Consider the following 18,074-nt stretch of genomic DNA (forward strand, 5'->3'; position numbering starts at 1 on the left):
AATCTTACAATTCTGTAAGACTTCTGCTCGTTTTTTGAAAGTGAAATGAAAGATTATCCTGATACAATTTGGATGTAGGTTGAAAAGGTACACTTTACAGAATTGAAAAGGAGGTAGCACATTGAGTGTGATATTAGAAACTAAGCAGCTTTGTAAGTTTTATGGCACAGGTGAGAATCAGGTCAAAGCGGTCAATCAGGTGGACATTCAGATTGAGCAGGGAGAATTTGTCGCAATTGTCGGAAAGTCAGGTTCCGGTAAAAGTACATTACTTCATATGCTTGGAGGGCTTGACACCCCTACAAAAGGCAGTGTTACTTTAGCCGGGAAAGATTTATACAGGATGAAGGAAGATGCCCTTGCCGTTTTCCGCAGAAGAAAAATCGGATTTGTTTTTCAGGCATTTAATCTGGTTTCATCTGTTAATGTCTGGGAAAATATTGTACTGCCACTGGGGCTGGATGGAAGAAAAGTGGATGAAGCGTATGTAAATGATATCATTGCAACTCTGGGGATTGAAAACCGGATTTATAATCTGCCAAATCAGTTATCCGGAGGACAGCAGCAGAGAGTAGCAATTGCAAGAGCACTGGTGAATCGTCCGGAAATTATATTTGCAGATGAGCCGACAGGAAATCTTGATTCTAAGACCAGTGATGAGGTAATCGCCCTGCTTAAGATGACAGCAAAAAAATATGGACAGACAATTGTAATGATTACCCATGATGACGAAATTGCACAGGTCGCTGACCGTATTCTGGTGATTGAGGACGGACAGGTGGTGGATTTCAGATGAAGACAATAAGCAGGATTGCATATAGCAATGACAAAAAGAACAAGACAAGAAGTATACTGATTATGATGTCCATATGTCTGACCACGATGCTGCTTGTGATTATCAGTACTGTGGGAAATGGAATGATACGTTTGCAGAAAAGTCAGGCGGCAGGCTCATATGGAAGCAATTATGGTCTGTTTGTTGCAGCAGATGCCTCGCAGTTAAAGGAAGTAAGCCGCCGTGCAGAAATAGATGCAATAGGAATTATGTGTACAGAAGGCATCATAAAAGGCAATGAAAACGGCGGGTTTGTCTGCATGGATGAGACTGCAAGAAAAATGCTTCCCTATAATAAGGAATATGAGTTAAAGGAAGGAAAGTATCCGGAAAAAATGCAGGAAATTGCCGCCGGAAGAGCTTTTTTTCGTGCAATGGGATATGATGATGTAAAGGTCGGAGATACGGTTACACTGGATTACCGTGCAGGGATGCGGTCAGAATATAAGCCGGAAGAGTTTGTTGTCAGCGGAATCCTATATGACCGGGATGAGTATACCATCGAGGCATCTTATGTTGCTTTCGGGTCACAGGAGTTTTATGATGAGCACGTCGCAGAGAATGACAGACAGTATAATATTTATTTTACTTTAAATGATTCTGCAAATGTATCTATGAATAATATTGAACCGGTTATAAAGCAGATTGCAGCATCTTGTGGAATCGAAGAAAAAAACGTTATAGTCAATGATCTCTATTTGCAATGGGTCTTGCAGCCGAGTTATGAAACGATTGCGGTATGCGGGGTTTTGATTCTTGCAATTGTACTTTTCTCTGTTGTGGTCATTTATAATATTTTTCAGGTCGGTATTGCCAACAAGATACAGGAGTATGGAAAAATCAAGGCTCTGGGAGCGACAAAAAAGCAGATGAAACAACTGATCTTCAGAGAGGGCATTTTTTTGACATTTTTTTCAATACCAGTTGGATTGCTTTTTGGCTTTCTGATTGCAAAATGCGGTTTTAACTGGCTGGTAGAACAGGGAAACCTTGTATCAACCCAAACTGGCTCTATGGGAGTTCAAAATCAGCAGGTGCCTCTGTTTTCCCTGCCTGTTATGCTTCTCTGTATTTTCGTATCATTTCTTACCGTTGCTTTGGCACTGCGCAAACCAATGAAAATTGTTTCACGGATTTCACCTATCGAAGCAACACGGTATTTAGAAAATGCAGAAACACACAAAAAAAGAAAACGAAATGGCAGAAAAAATGTCACCGTGTTTTCTATGGCAATGGCAAATGTAATGGGTAACCAAAAAAGAACCATTGGTACCATCCTCACACTGGGGCTTTCCTGCGCATTGTTTGTGATTATTTCTAATTATGTGGGAAATATTGACACGGAGCATGAAGCACGTCTTTCCGTTAATCATGGACAATTTGAACTGCAGCTTGACTATTCTGCTGAGTATGATGAAAGATATCCGGAGAATAATCTGGATACGATTCTGACGGATGATCCATTGAATGATTCGCTGATTGAAGAAATCAAAAGCATTCCGGGAGTGACAGATGTCATGACGAGAGAGATTGTCTCTGTAAATCTGAACGGAACAAAATTTCCGGCTGCTGTTGTGAGTAAAAAGGATTTTGATTTTATGCGCCAGGACGGGGATATTGGCTCTATGGACTATGATCAGGCGGTAAAGAATGGTGAAATTTTCTTTGGCTGGTCGATGTGGATGGAACAAGATGGATATGCTCCGGGTGAATCCATTGCATTTGACTTTGAGAATGGAAGTGGAACCTATACCTATCAGGGAAAGATTGCAGGATCCTTTGTAAGTGCGGACACTTACCTTGTCATTCCGGAAGGCGTATACCGTTCCATGAATCCGAGAGGAACAGCCTATGGCTATCTGTGGGTGGACTGTGACAAAAAAGATGTGGCATCTGTGGAGCAAAATCTGAATACATTGATTTCTAATACTTTGCATATAAAAATGGATACTTATCATGCGCAGTTACAATCTGCAGAATTCTCAGCTCGCACGATGAAGCTTGGCTGTTATCTGTTTATGGCGGTTGTAGGATTCATCGGTTTTATGAATATGGCAAACACCATGATCATGAATATTACGACAAAAAAGCAGGAATATGGTGTATTACAGGCTGTGGGTATGACAAATAAACAATTAAATTTATGTCTGCAGTTACAGGGACTGATTTTTACGGTTGGCACTATATGTGTAGCTTTGATCATTGGTCTGCCACTCGGCTATGCATTATTTTCCTATGCAAAACATAATGGAATATTTGGAATGAATGTCTATCATGTTCCAATTACACCAATTCTTGCTATGATCTTTCTGGTCGGTCTTTTGCAGATTGTGCTTTCCCTCGTTTTAAGCAGTAATCTGAAAAAGGAAACGCTGGTTGAAAGAATAAGGTATCAGGGATAGCAGTAATGAGAGTAGGTAGAATCTACAAGGTGGAATAAATGAATAAAATACCGCAGAATATAGAGCTCATCCAACTCATAGAATAGAAGTAACTCTATAGTCTGCGGTGTTTTTATGTCTTTTTTTAGGGGAATACAAGAAAATAAAATAGAGAAAGGAAAAAAGAACGTTAATTATATAACAGCGCGAAAAATAAAAGCATTTTCAGTAATTGCCGGCACAATAGGAATACTGTTACTATCCGGCTGTCAATCACAGACATCTTCTGGCCAGGACCGGCGATTCCGACAATTTACAAAGCAACTGTTCTGTCAGGAATTATCGTCAAATACGATAAGTTTACATTACACATTGAAAAATCCGAAAGAGTATGATATTCGGGAAAATGAAGTGACTTTTGGGACATTTCCGACAGATAATAAAAATCTACTTGCATCGGTGGAAAACTTAGAAGAAGTGTTGAAAACTTTTGACTACAACAAACTGTCGGTGGAAAACTCTTTAACTTATGATGTTTTGAAATGCTATTTAAATATGACAGAGCGTGATGCAGATTATATTTTGTATGACGAGCCTATGGGATTGGTCAGTGGTGTGCAGACACAGTTACCGGTTATCTTATCAGAATATCCGTTTTATGAACAGTCTGATGTGGATACATATTTACAGTTGATGAAAACAACACCGGAGTATTTTGCATCGTTGCTAAAATTCGAGCAGAAAAAATCAAAGGCCGGTTTATTTATGTCGGATAAAATGGCAGAGCAGGTAATCGAGCAGTGCAAGGCATTTCGAGATATGGAAGAAAATAATTATTTGTATTCTACATTTGCAGAGAGGGTTCAGACAGTAACTTCTCTTTCGGATAAACAAAAGAGTGACTATATACAGAAAAATGCCAGAATGATAAAGGAATATGTACTTCCGGCATATGACAAGTTGATTTGTGAGATAGAAAAATTAAAAGGAAGTGGAAAAAATGAGCAGGGCTTGTGTTATTTGCCAAGGGGAAAAGATTACTATGAACAGGTAGTGGAGGCTTCAACCGGTTCAATGCGTTCAGTCGAGGAAATCCGGGATATGACGAGGCGGCAAATGACGGAAGACTTAGAGGCAATGGAGCGGGTGATGAAGATTTCCGAAAAAGAAGTCAATGCGTCTATTCCACAGAATCCGACTTCTATCTTGCAGGATTTACAGACGAAAATAACAACTAGTTTTCCAAAACTTCCGGATACGACATATGAAGTGAAATATGTTCCAAAGGCGATGCAGGAGCACTTAAGTCCGGCATTTTATATGATACCTGCAATTGATGCATATAATGAAAATGTTATTTATGTAAATGAAGCACAGATAGGAAATACAATGGCTTTGTTTACGACATTGGCACACGAAGGATATCCGGGACATTTATATCAGACAGTTTATTTTGCAAATACAAATCCTGATCCCATCCGTACAATTTTAAATTTTGGAGGATATGTAGAAGGATGGGCAACTTATGCGGAAATGTGCAGTTATTATCTTGCACCGCTGACAAAGGATCAGGCAACGTTGTTGCAGAAAAATAGTTCAATCGTATTAGGGCTTTATACTCTTGCGGATATCGGAATACATTATGATGGATGGAGCAGGGAAGATGCAATTGCATTTTATAAAAAATATGGAATTGGCGATGAGGATAATATAAATCGAATTTATGATCTGATATTAGGAAGCCCTGGAAATTATTTGAAATATTATGTGGGTTATGTGGAATTTCTGGAATTAAAAAAAGACTGGGTGAAAGAATACGGAAGTCAGGCATCACAAAAAGAATTTCATAAGGCTGTGCTGGATGTTGGACCGGCACCATTTAAAGTGGTGGAAAAGTATATTGGAAGGGAGCTTGATAAATGAAGCGATTAGGGGCAGGGATGATATTTATATAATAAAAAAAGGGGAAAAAAGGACATTTTTTAACTTCTAATAGACAATCTTGGCTAAATGCTGAAAATGGGATGCATAAGACAGATTATGTGATACAATGTAGCCAATTAATAATCTGTGAAAGGCGGTAATAACATGTTAGAAGAACTGAAAAAACGGGTATATGAGGCCAATATGCTTTTGCCAAAGTATAAACTGATTACATTTACATGGGGAAATGTAAGTGAGATAGATCCGGAGACTGGATATTTTGCAATCAAGCCAAGTGGAGTGGAGTATGATGAACTGACACCTGACGATATGGTTATCATGGATCTGGAGGGAAATAAAATCGAAGGAAAATACAATCCATCCTCAGATACTGCTACACATATCGAAATTTATAAAGGAATGCCGGATGTAAAGGGAATTGTGCATACACATTCTCCATGGGCAACAAGCTGGGCACAAGCAGGAAGAGGAATTCCTTGTTATGGAACAACACATGCTGATTATATGTATGGAGAAATTCCATGTGTTCGAAATTTGACAAAGGAAGAAATCGAAGAAGCTTACGAGAAGAATACGGGAGTTTTGATCGTAGATCATTTTAAAGATACAGAATATATGGCAATGCCGGCAGTATTGTGCAAAAATCATGGAACATTTACATGGGGCAAGAATGCAAAAGATGCTGTACACAATGCGGTTGTATTGGAAGAGGTTGCGAAGATGGCGGCCAGAACAGAGATGCTGAATCCGCAGGTACAGCCGGCTCCACAGGAATTACAGGATAAGCATTATTATCGTAAGCATGGGGCGAATGCTTACTATGGGCAGAAATAGGTGGAGCGATGATGGATTTACTTTTCTGGGATCTGATGTATCTATATTCTGGGTTTATTTGCTGTCGCAGATGCCTTCCCCCATATCCTTTGAGTTCTATTTACTTCATAAAATGAGCCAATACATTACTTACAAAAAATTGATATAAGAAATTCGAGCTCTTATGTGTCTCCCGCTCATGGAATCTGAGCAAGAATTCTTATATCAATTTTTTGTAAGGAACGTCTTGCAACTTAGTGAACTAAATAGCAAGAAGCTCTTGACAATTCAAAAAAATTTGCTATAATAACTCACGTTGAAAAAATAATAATTTTAGTACAAATGGTAGTGAAATAACGGCGGGTGCTGTTCAAGCGAAAGTTTGGATCAGCATCCGTTTTTTGTCGAGAAAGTTTCATGGCAGAGATATCTGCATGAAAGAGTATCTGTAAAATGTCTGAAATGATACCGTGAAATAAGCTGTCTGGATTAGGAGGAGAAAAATGCCACAGAATAAGAGAGAGAGTTTAATTTTTACGATCATGATGTGTTTCACAATGGTTTTTGTAATGAGTATTTATAATGTTTCGCTTCATATGGGAGGTCTGTCTATGAAGTCAGTGCAGCAGGCATGGCTGGGATTTCCGATTGCATATATTTTTGCAATGTGCTGCGACTGGTTTGTTGTGTCAAAAGCTGCGAAAGGCTTTGCATTCCGTTTTCTTGTGAAACCGGGCGATAACGGTTTGAAAATTGCAATCTGTGTATCTTGCTGTATGGTAATCCCAATGGTTATCATTATGTCTTTATATGGTGCGTTGGAAGTTGCAGTAAGTCAGGGGTTATGGAGTCAGGTAGGAATCATTTGGCTGACAAATATTCCGAAGAACTTTATAGTTGCACTGCCATTGCAGTTGCTGATCGCTGGACCACTTGTAAGAAAAGTATTCCGTACATTGTTCCCGGAAGGAAAAGTATTAGCATAATAGAATAAAAAAGGAAAATGACCTCCAATAACTACATTTAGAGTGAAGAGTGTAGTTATTGGAGGTTTTATATTTTCAATGATACAACAAAAGTTTCTGTTTAAGGAAACACATCTAATAATATGTCGGATTCTCAAAAAGAAACAACATGGACTTTCTATATTTGTTTCGTTACACTTATTTTAGAGTAAACAATTGTGTGAAACGAAAAGGAAGTATAACGATATGAGAATCAGCCAATTAAGAGTAAATAACGTGGAACATCCATTGGGATTTCAAGTAGAATCACTGAGTTTTTCGTGGAAAGTGGAAGAGGCGGGAAGTGCAAAAAAAATGCAGTCAGCCAGAATACGAATCTTTCAGGGAGAAGAGCAAATCTATGACAGCGGAGAAGATGAGAATGCGAACAGCACAGATTATCAGGTGAAGATGGAACTGCAGCCAAGAACTCGTTATACATGGAGTGTGGAAGTAAAGGCAGACAATGGAGAAAGTGCAAAAGCAGAGTCTTATTTTGAAACCGGTAAAATGAAAGAAAGCTGGACAGCCAAATGGATTGCACCGCAGATAGAGGATGAGGATATCCATCCGATTATGTGGAAAACTTTCGAAGCAAGTCTGGAGGATGTGAATAAATCCGCAAGATTATATATGTGTGGTCTGGGAGTATATGAAGTATATATCAATGGAAAAAAGGTCGGAAAAGAGTATTTGGCTCCGGGATATCACTCTTATGATTTTCATTTACAGGTACAGACGTATGATGTGACGAAATATCTGCAGGCAGGTGAAAATGAGATTGCGATCTGGCTTGGAGATGGATGGTTTAAGGGACGACTTGGATTTGACGGTGGATATACAAATCTATACGGAGAGTATTGCTGTGCAATTGGAGAATTGTATCTCGGAACAGAAACAAACCCAACCGTATGTACGGATGAAAGTTGGGAATATTGTAAATCTCCAATTCTGGAAAATAATATTTATGATGGTGAAGTGTATGATGCCAGAGTTGAAGAGACATTAAAAGAACAGGCTAAATGGAAAAAAGTGGCACTTCGAAGTCCGGAGAAATGTGGTGCTCTCGGTGACAGATATAGTCTTCCGATAGTAAAACATGAAGAATTCCATCCGGAACTCATTCAGACACCGAAGAAGGAAATGGTATTGGATTTCGGACAGAATCTGACCGGTTGGGTGGAGATTGACGCAGAACTTTCAAAAGGAATGACAGTGACGTTGTCTGCATCGGAAATTCTTCAGGATGAATGTTTCTATCGGGAAAATTTAAGAACTGCAAAGGCAGAGTTTACTTATATCTCAAACGGGAAAAAAGCACATGTAAGGCCACATTTCACATTCTATGGATTCCGTTATATGAAAGTAGAAATTAAATCCTTGGATGGAAAAGATGTTACGGAAGAATGGATTACTAAGATTTCATTTGCAGCATATCATCTGAGAAGTGATTTTGAACAGATTGGAGAGATTACAACCGGTGACAGTAAAGTAAATCAGTTGTTCTCCAATGCATTGTGGGGACAGAAAGACAATTTTCTGGATGTACCGACAGACTGCCCGCAGCGTGATGAACGCCTCGGCTGGACAGGAGATGCACAAATCTTTTCGGAAACAGCATGCTATAACATGTATATGCCGGCATTTTATCGGAAATATTTGTGGGATATGCGTGCAGAACAGAGTGTATTGGAGGGTTCGGTTCCAAATGTTGTACCTCGTTTAAAGGAGGGAATGGTATCAGAACATGGTTCGTGCCCGTGGGCTGATGCAGGGGTGATTATCCCATGGAATGTATATCGACAGTATGGAAATCGGACATTACTTGCGGAGTGTTATCCGGGTATGAAAGCATGGGTGGATTGTCAGCGAAAGAAAGAAGAAGCACTTGGTGGTGCACATTTGATTAAGAATGGATTTCATTTTGCTGACTGGCTGGCACTGGACAATGAACAGCCGGGGCCATTTGGTGCTACAGATCCACTTTATATTGCAAGTGCTTATTATTATAAAGATGTTAGGATCGTTGCAGCGTCAGCGGAGATTATAGGTAAAGCCGAGGAGGCAGAAGAATATCAGAGATTATCAGGTGAGATTTTGAAAGCGATTCGGGCAACTTACTTTGATGAAAATGGACTGTGTAACTGCAAGACACAGACCGGTTCCGCAATTGCAATCATGTTTGAATTAAATCCAACCGAAGAGGCAAGACAGCAGGAAGGAAATGTACTGGCACAAAGAGTTGAGGAGAATCATGGACATCTGAATACCGGATTTGTCGGAACAACGATGTTGTGTCCGGCACTTACTGAGACAGGACATCATGATATAGCAGTACAATTACTTCTCAATGAGGAATATCCGGGCTGGTTGTATAGCGTGAACATGGGAGCTACTACAATCTGGGAGCGTTGGAATTCGGTTATGCCGGATGGACATTTAAATAAGGATGGTATGAATAGTCTAAATCATTATAGTTACGGAAGTATCGAAGCCTGGATGTATGGAGAAGTGTGTGGTATCAGACCTGTTGAAGCCGGGTTTAAGAAAGCTGAGATTACACCTCATGCGGACAAACGTCTAGGATATGCAGAATGTATATTGGATACTGCAGCGGGATGTTATAAGAGTGGTTGGAAATATGAAGGTGATACAGTTGTATATCGCGTGGAAGTTCCATTTGATGCAGAGGCAGAATTCCGTGTAGAAGGAATGGATTTACAAAAATTGGGAGCCGGAACATATGTATTTGAAGTGAAGGAGTAGCAAAGTGATGAAAACAACAGAAATTAATATTCGTGACCCATATATTCTTGTACATGGAAGTAAATATTATTTATATGGAACAAGAAGTGCAACCTGCTGGGGACCGGCAGATGGGTTTGATTGTTACGTGAGTGAAGATAAGGAAAATTGGGAAGGTCCGATTGAGATTTTCCATAGACCGGAAGGCTTTTTTGCAGATCAGAACTACTGGGCACCGGAATGTATTTATTATGAAGAGGCATTTTATCTGATTACAACGCTTGGGGGTTCGGACAGAAAAAAAGGAATTTATGTATTACGTTCAGAGCAGCCGACAGGACCTTTTGAAGTGTACAGTGAACGGATTACACCAGAGGATTGGGCATGTATTGATGGAACGGTATACATTGAACAGGGAGTACCATATTTGATTTTCTCGCATTCTTTTGAAGACACGCCGGATGGAGATATGTGTCTTTTGAAAATGTCATCGGATTTAAAACAGGCAGAGGGAGAGCCGGTGACATTATTCTCTGCGGCAGAGGCAGTGTGGGCGAAGCCGGTTCCATTTGCAAAAGCAGAGTTTGGAATGGACGGAGACGTATACTTTACGGATGGGCCATGTGTGATGAAGATGGAAGATGAAAAGCTCTATATGACATGGTCGAGCTGGAGCACTTGTGGATATGCGGTTGGAGTAGCAGTATCAGATAGCGGTAAGGTGGAAGGCCCTTGGAGACAGTTGGAAGAGCCACTGTTCCCGGAGAATGGTGGTCATGGCATGTTGTATAAAGATGATGACAGTATGAAATTTACGTTGCATTATCCAAATGATAAATATCAGGAGCGACCAATTTTCAGAACGGTTGTTTTAAAAGATGGAAAATTAAAGTTGGAGGAAAGATAGATGATAGAGCAGAAATGGAATGAAGATTGGAAGTTTTGGGTAGATAAAGACTCATTTGCATTGGTGTGGGACATCCCGGAAATTGCAAGAGATATCACTCTTCCTCATGATGCAATGATTGAAAAACCGGCGAATCCGGACAGCTTAAATGGCGGAAATACAGGATTCCGTGACGGAGATGTCTATACATATGTAAAAATGCTTCACGCACCGGAAGAATATAAAGAAAAAACAATGATGTTAAAATTCGAAGGCGTGTATATGAATGCATTCGTATATGTTAACGGACAGCTTGCAGCAAAGAGTCCGTTCGGGTATACAACGTTTTATGCACCGCTCAATGACTTCTTAAAATATGGGGAAGACAATGAAATCCGTGTGCAGGTGCGTGCCGGAGCGATGACAAACAGCCGTTGGTATTCAGGTGCTGGAATTTATCGAGATGTGTATCTTCTGGAATCCGGTCTTACGCATATTGTGCCGGAAGGTGTTCAGGTTAAAACAGAAAATGCAGATGAGACATATGCGACATTAAAAGTTGCAACAGAACTGGAAAATAAAACGGCAGTTTCACAGGAGTTGACAGTAGAAACTGTAATTAAGGATGCCGATGGAAATGTTGTGGCAAAAGAGTGTACGGTTGCGACAATATTTGGACAGGAAACAAGAACGATCAAGCAGAGAATCCTGGTTGAGAAGCCGAGTCTTTGGAGCGCAGAGAATCCAACACTTTATACATATGAGACAAAAGTGTATGAGAATGCGGAAGGGAAAAATCTGTTGGATGAAGCAACAGGTACATTTGGTATCCGTACACTTGCGGTTGATGCAAAACGTGGATTCCGCGTTAATGGCAAAAGTGTAAACTTACGTGGCGGCTGTATTCATCATGACAGTGGACTTCTCGGAGCAGCTACCTATGAAGATGCTCAGTATCGTCAGATTCTGAAAATGAAAGAGGCTGGATTTAATGCAATCCGTATGTCTCATCATCCAATGGCTCCTGCTATGCTTCGTGCCTGTGATGAAATCGGTATGTATGTTATGGATGAAACATTTGACATGTGGAATCGTCTCAAATCCAACTACGATTATGGATTGTATTTCCAGGAATGGTGGGAAAAAGACGTGACTGCCATGGTGAGAAAAGATTATAACCATCCATCCGTTATTCTCTATTCTGTGGGAAATGAGATTCCGGAAATCGGAACAGATAAGGGCGCGCAGACTTGTCAGGAAATCAGTGACAAGATTCGTTCTCTGGATGATACAAGATATACGCTTGCATCTATCAATGGTGTATTTGCTGCAGGAGATGCGGTGGATCAGATTGTAGCTGATGTAGCTGCAAACTTAAGCGCGGAAGATAAAATTGACGGAAATGTAAATGACTTTATGTCCTTGATGGATGCACATATGGATGAAATCGTGGTACATGATGCAATCAGTAAACGACTGGAAAAAGCATGTGCAGGAATCGATGTTGCAGGATATAACTACATGACAGCGCGCTATGAAAAGGATGGAGAGACTTATCCGAACCGTGTTATTGTGGGAAGTGAGACATATCCACCGGAGATTGCAAGAAACTGGGAGCTCGTAGAACGTCTGCCACATGTAATCGGAGACTTTACATGGACAGGTTGGGATTATATCGGAGAAGCAGGTGTTGGTATTCCTGCATATAAATGGGGAGAAGGCGGATTTGGAGCCGGATTTCCTGCACAGTTAGCATATCCGGGAGATTTTGATATTACAGGTTTCCGACGTCCTGCGTCCTATTATAGAGAAGCAGTATTCGGACTTAGCAAGAAGCCATATATTGCAGTGCAGAACCCGACACATTATGGAGAATTCTTGATCAAAACTCCGTGGGTAATCAGCGATTCTACAGCAAACTGGAACTGGAATGGTATGGAAGGAAAACCAGCCATTGTGGAAGTATATGCACAGGGAGATGAAGTTGAACTGTTCTTAAATGAAACTTCACTTGGCAAGAAACCAGCCGGAAAAGAGGCAGGATTCCGTACATTATTTGAGACAACATATGAACCTGGAACACTGGTGGCTGTTTCTTATGAAAATGGACAGGAAATCGGAAGAAGTGAACTTGCAACTGCGGGAGCAGAGAGAGTACTTGCCGTAGAGCAGGAAGTATACGCCGGATTGAAACATTCAGAGCAGGAGCTGGTTTACGTTCAGGTTGAAATGCGTGATCAGAATGGTGTGTTGGCGGCAGACGATACTCAGAAAATCACACTGTCTGTTGACGGAGAGGTGGAAGTGCTTGGATTTGGAAGCGGTAATCCAAAACCGAACTATAACTTCAATGAAGGAGTGACAGAACTGTTCGGAGGACGTGCACAGATTATTATAAAGAAACCGGAAGAAGACGTAACATTGACAGTAACCACTGGGGACGGAGTTTGTGGCTCGATTCGTGTTCCGGGTGGAGCAAACTTTTAGATATTTGGTGGGACCATTTGGGGACGGAGATTAGGAGGCCATTTGGGGACGGAGTTAGTGGCTTTTTCGCAAGCAAAAAGCCACTAACTCCGTCCCCAAATGGCCCCCCTCCATGGTCCTGCAATGTCGCAATTTCCACTTTCAAATGTCCTCTGGTGCGCTGTTTACCAGAAATAATATTTGCTATGCTAAGCGCAGATACAACAAAAGCATACGGACGTGAGATGAAATATTTCTTAAAAAAGAAAGAATGTCGGATGTATATGAAAATATGTCGGGAATAAAAGATGAACAATAAAAAATGTCGTATTTCACTTAATTTTTTACATGTGAATATATGTCGGGTTGTAATACAATAAAGACATCTTAAGGGAGAGAAAGAAATCTCAACGTAAGTAAGTAAAATGAAAAGGAGTGTAGTAAAATGGCTAAAGAAAAGACAGTAAACACAGTCGTAAAAGACGAAATCGGCACAGCGTTTAAATGGTTCCATGCAACATCGGCAAACGGGGGAGCTATGTTGATGGCAGCTGTAATTGCCAGTTATTTCTCTGTGTATATGACAGATACATTGAAAATTCCGGCAGCAGCAGCGTCTGCTATTATGTTTGTAGCAACTTTATGGGATGCAATCAATGACCCAATGATGGGAGTTATTGCAGATAGAACAAAATCAAGATGGGGACGTTATCGCCCATATTTCATTTTTGCTCCAATCTTGTTGACATTCTTCGCAACAATGATTTGGATTGATTGGGGATTTGCATCAACAAGTGTAAAAGTAGCATATGTATTAATTATGTATATCGGTTATGGAATGACAGTAACAATGTACTCAATGCCACATATGGCAATCCTTCCTGCAGCAGTTCGAAGCAATGAACAGAGAAATATGATCATTTCTTTAGGTGCAGGTGTATGTGCAACAGTATTTACAATTGGTAATACATTTACAGCAAATATTACAGGATTCTTCAATAATATCGGATTCAAAAATGGATATGTTCCATTTATGTTAATTTGTGGCGTGTTTGCATTTATCTCATTCTGGGGATTATTTGCAACATCAAAAGGAAAAGAAAAATATTTAGTAGAGCCAGAAAAAGGACATCCGTTAAAAGAAATCGGACGTGTGTTGAAATACAAAGAAGTATGGCCAAACCTAATTGCATGGGTTATGGCATCTATGGGATATGGAATGATGTTCTCAACATCGGTATATTACATAATGTATTACTGGGCAAGACCGGATCTTATCCCTGTATACATGGGAGTTATCTCTATCGGAGCTTTAATTTCAATGGTTGTATTAATGCCAATCTTCTTGAAAGTATTTAAGACAGGACAGAAAGCATTACTTGTATCACAGGCATTATCAATCGTATTGTATGTGATCTTATTCTTCGCTGGAAAAACAAACTTTGTATTCTTGTGCGTACTGACATTTATTTCAGCTTGTACAGCATCTATGCAGAATGCATTGGTTAACGTATTAGTAAATGATACAATCGACTTTATTATGTTAAAAGAAGGTAAATCTTCTAATGGAGTTATCTCTTCCATCAAAGGATTTGCACAGAAATGCGGTAACACAATTGTAAGTTCAGGTATTCTTGCAGTACTTTCTATCTCAGGATATATTGCAGGTGCAATTGGACAGCAGCCAGAATCAGCAATGTTCGCATTGAACTTCCTGAAATTCGGTGCACCATCTCTGACAGGTATTATCTTGATTATCTGTGTTGCTAAGAGCCCGATGAACAAATATGCAGAAGATATTGTAGCTATGAAAGTGAAAATGGGTGAGAAGTAGACCAAACAGGGACGGAGAAAAGTGGCTTTTAACCACTTTTCTCCGTCCTAATTAACATTATAGGAAAAGGAGACGTATAGTATGAAAACATTCGGACTGAATCCATATTTACCATATTGGGAAAATGTACCTGACGGGGAGCCACATGTATTTGGAGACCGTGTATATATATTCGGAAGCCATGACAAACAAGACGGCAATTCATTTTGTGAAGAAGACTATGTAGGCTGGAGTGCATCGATAAATGATTTGGGAAACTGGAGATGTGAAGGCGTTATCTATAAGAAAGAACAAGATCCGATAAATGGGGCATCTTATGATAAAGAGATTCCTGCATATGATGATGCAATGGATGCAGAAGGAATACTGCATAATTTGTATGCACCGGATGTGGCACAGGGACCGGATGGAAGATATTATCTATATTATGCTCTGGATTTTGTAAATGTGATTTCGGTTGCAGTGTGTGATACTCCGGCTGGACAATATGAATTTTTAGGATATGTGACAAGAGCAGACGGAAGTGTTCCGAATATCGGACGCTGGTTTGATCCGGCAATTTTATCGGAAGAAAGCGGCAATTACCTGTATTATGGATTTTCACCATCTTTTCGTTTTCCAGGAATGGAAACGTTGGAAATTCCGGGAGCAATGATGGTGAAACTGGCGGATGATATGCATACAATTATCAGTGAACCGGTTTGTGTTGCTAATGGATATGATACAGCGAAGGGAACAGACTATGAGGAACACCCTTTCTTTGAGGCATCCAGTATTCGTAAATTTGGTGAATGGTATTATTTTGTATATTCGAGTCAGCAAATGCATGAACTGTGTTATGGAATGTCAAAAACTCCGGAGGGTCCGTTTGAATATAAGGGCGTAATTGTATCAAACGGAGATATCGGATATCAAGGAAATGAGCTGGCTACAAGCTATTATGGAAATAATCATGGCGGATTGGTTGAAATAAATGGAAAACATTATATTTTCTGGCACAGACATACACATGGAAGAGCATTTTCAAGACAGGGCTGTGCAGATGAAGTGCAGATACTAGAAGATGGTACAATCCCGCAGATAGAGATGACAAGCTGCGGATTGAACGATGGAGCATTGCCTGCAAGAGGAAAATACGAATCTTATATCGCATGCCATTTGACAGAGGCGGATAGAGAAAAAGTAGGACTTGTACTTGGAATGGGTGGAGGCCCTGGCGATTCCAGACCAGAACTTCCGGAGTCTATGCCATATATTACAGAGGAACGGGATGAAAACTATGAGCATGGATGCAAGCCGTATATTTGCAATATGAGAACAGGTGTGGTTGCAGGATTCAAGTGTTTTGAATTTGATGGAACGGAAAGAGAAATCGTACTGGAACTTCGTGGAGTCGGTAAAGTAGAAGTATCAGTTGACGCGCCGGATGGAAAAATTGTTGCAGAAGCAGAGAATACAAGTGAAATGTGGAATACTGTTTCAGTAGAATTGAAAAAGACAAAGGGAGTGCATGCGTTGTATGTGAAATGTGTGGATGGCAAGCTGGATTTTGCAAGTGTTGAGATGAAGTAGAGCAGTGATTTGAAGTAATGGGAGCTAAGTCGTTTGGCAGCTCCCATTTTTATGTTAATATACATCTTATCTCAAAGACAATCTTCCCTGTTGCTCTCGGATTTTTTTCCTGAATTCAGACGGGCTACAATGATTATATTGTTTGAAAGAACGACTAAAGTGATCGGTTGAATTATATCCGACTTCGATTCCAATTTCTTCAATTGTTTTTTCGGTATTTGCCAGAAAATCAAGCGCATGTCTCATCTTAATATTACGTAGAACATTTACAAAAGTCTGATTCATATTTTTCTTAAACAAACTGCTAAGATACGGCTTGCTGTAGTGGAAAAATTCAGAGAGTTCATCTAAAGTAACGGTTCGATAATGTTGGGTAATGTATTCCAGAATAAAAGTAAAATCAGTATCAATGGAATCTTGTTCATTGAATCCATAGTATAATGCAGATTTACCATATTTTCTTAAAAGTGTGCTGAACAGAATTTGAACATATCCATTGCAACAAGTACTGCTGTAGTTATCATCTGTATTTGCTTCGCGGACAATATTTTGTATTAACATTTTAATATTGTCGTTGTTGTCGGTATGAAAATAAAGATAGTTTGATTGATTTGTTTCATATAAAGTATTCTTAAAAAAGATGGCAAGTAAATCAGTTTTTGCAAGAAATGAGCCAAAAATAGCATCAAAAGTTGTTTTTCTTAGCTGGATACTGAGAACAAGACTGTCTTTTGCCGCAAGCACAGAGTGTTGCGTAAACGGAGAGATAATGCAAAAGTCTCCTTCGTTCATCAGTCGAGTTTCGTTTGAAATAATTTGTGTCAGTGCCCCGCGATATACATAGTTGATCTCAAAATAGTTGTGTTCGTGAAGAATATCGTTTTGGTAAGGAAGGTGAATAAAAGCAAAAACATCTCGTCCATATGGAATCAAAACTTTTTCAGTAATCTCAGAAGGTTTTTCGTTATTTAGGATATAGTCAACTTCGACCGGAAGTTGATTAATGTAAGATTCAAAGACTGAATCATCCCATTTTTCGGGCAGTTTGTTCCAGGAGTTTCTTGTTTTCTCGTCTGTGAGCATCCCGTTCTTTTTTAAAATTTTCAGAGCCTGAACAAAGTTTAGATTTGAGTGATGCACCTGATGATGTTGTTCGAGTGTGTGTGCAATGTCTTGAATAGTAGTGTATAGCATGGTGTCAACTCCTTTAAATTAAGGTTTTGTAATTCAGAGCACTATCATTGCTCATAAATAGTTCAGGATTATTGTTATAAAAGTTTTAGTATGATATAATTGGCGTGTTGTCGCACCCAATCTGGCAACAGAAAGGGGGTGCTTGCGTGGAATTTCTTATTTCTTTTCTTGTTTCCGTTATAGCAAGTGTAGTTGGCTACTATATTTGCAAATGGCTAGACGGAGACGATAGCGGCAACTAGCCTAAACGGATACTCAACCGTAAAAATGAGAAGAACCCTCAGTAGTTGCAGCTACTGGGGGTTCGTTTTTGCTTGCGCATTCTCATTTCTTTTCTTAGCTACTAAATAGTATAGCATACAAAAGTAGCTAAGACAAGTATATGATTTATAAAGGACAA

Annotated in this window: 11 protein-coding genes; 10 read left to right on the top strand and 1 reads right to left on the bottom strand. The window is 39.8% G+C overall.

From position 1 onward, the window contains the following. The first annotated feature begins 121 nt into the window (after positions 1–121). The 10 genes from D8Q48_RS10565 (at position 122) to D8Q48_RS10610 (ending at position 16,480) form a co-directional block, all read left to right on the top strand. Positions 122–796 carry an ABC transporter ATP-binding protein gene (locus D8Q48_RS10565; RefSeq protein ID WP_118544324.1) on the top strand — a complete coding sequence of 225 codons (675 nt, stop codon included), beginning with the start codon at positions 122–124 and terminating at the stop codon, positions 794–796. Beyond that, positions 793–3,237: an ABC transporter permease gene (locus tag D8Q48_RS10570; protein WP_121056435.1), complete on the top strand. Its 2,445-nt coding sequence runs from the start codon at positions 793–795 to the stop codon at positions 3,235–3,237. Before D8Q48_RS10565 ends, D8Q48_RS10570 begins: the two co-directional genes overlap by 4 nt. A gap of 114 nt (positions 3,238–3,351) precedes the next feature. Next, positions 3,352–5,139: a DUF885 domain-containing protein gene (locus tag D8Q48_RS10575; RefSeq protein ID WP_118689166.1), complete on the top strand. Its 1,788-nt coding sequence runs from the start codon at positions 3,352–3,354 to the stop codon at positions 5,137–5,139. Positions 5,140–5,304: 165 nt separating this feature from the next. Beyond that, complete coding sequence (locus tag D8Q48_RS10580) at positions 5,305–5,994, top strand: L-ribulose-5-phosphate 4-epimerase (RefSeq protein WP_022074599.1); 690 nt, start codon at positions 5,305–5,307, stop codon at positions 5,992–5,994. A 482-nt stretch (positions 5,995–6,476) separates the two neighbouring features. Further along, positions 6,477–6,959 carry a DUF2798 domain-containing protein gene (locus D8Q48_RS10585; RefSeq protein ID WP_118688433.1) on the top strand — a complete coding sequence of 161 codons (483 nt, stop codon included), beginning with the start codon at positions 6,477–6,479 and terminating at the stop codon, positions 6,957–6,959. A 225-nt stretch (positions 6,960–7,184) separates the two neighbouring features. Continuing rightward, the gene (locus tag D8Q48_RS10590; protein ID WP_121056436.1) at positions 7,185–9,743 is read left to right on the top strand and encodes an alpha-L-rhamnosidase; all 2,559 of its coding nucleotides are present in this window, start codon (positions 7,185–7,187) and stop codon (positions 9,741–9,743) included. A gap of 7 nt (positions 9,744–9,750) precedes the next feature. Continuing rightward, the gene (locus D8Q48_RS10595) at positions 9,751–10,629 is read left to right on the top strand and encodes a glycoside hydrolase family 43 protein (protein ID WP_121056437.1); all 879 of its coding nucleotides are present in this window, start codon (positions 9,751–9,753) and stop codon (positions 10,627–10,629) included. Beyond that, entirely contained in the window at positions 10,630–13,095 is a 2,466-nt protein-coding gene (locus tag D8Q48_RS10600) for a glycoside hydrolase family 2 TIM barrel-domain containing protein (RefSeq protein WP_121056438.1), read from the top strand. It begins immediately after the preceding gene. A 424-nt stretch (positions 13,096–13,519) separates the two neighbouring features. Then, positions 13,520–14,908, top strand: a complete 1,389-nt coding sequence (locus D8Q48_RS10605) for an MFS transporter (RefSeq protein WP_121056439.1) — start codon at positions 13,520–13,522, stop codon at positions 14,906–14,908. An 81-nt stretch (positions 14,909–14,989) separates the two neighbouring features. Beyond that, entirely contained in the window at positions 14,990–16,480 is a 1,491-nt protein-coding gene (locus tag D8Q48_RS10610) for a family 43 glycosylhydrolase (protein WP_121056440.1), read from the top strand. A gap of 66 nt (positions 16,481–16,546) precedes the next feature. Here the strand turns inward: D8Q48_RS10610 and D8Q48_RS10615 are convergent, their stop codons facing one another. Further along, on the bottom strand, positions 16,547–17,674 hold the full coding sequence (locus D8Q48_RS10615) for an AraC family transcriptional regulator (RefSeq protein ID WP_121056441.1): 1,128 nt from the start codon (positions 17,672–17,674) through the stop codon (positions 16,547–16,549). Between the last annotated feature and the right edge of the window lie 400 nt (positions 17,675–18,074).

The sequence above is a fragment of the Ruminococcus sp. B05 genome, from assembly GCF_003628495.1.
In the GTDB taxonomy this organism is placed as follows: domain Bacteria; phylum Bacillota; class Clostridia; order Lachnospirales; family Lachnospiraceae; genus Schaedlerella; species Schaedlerella hominis.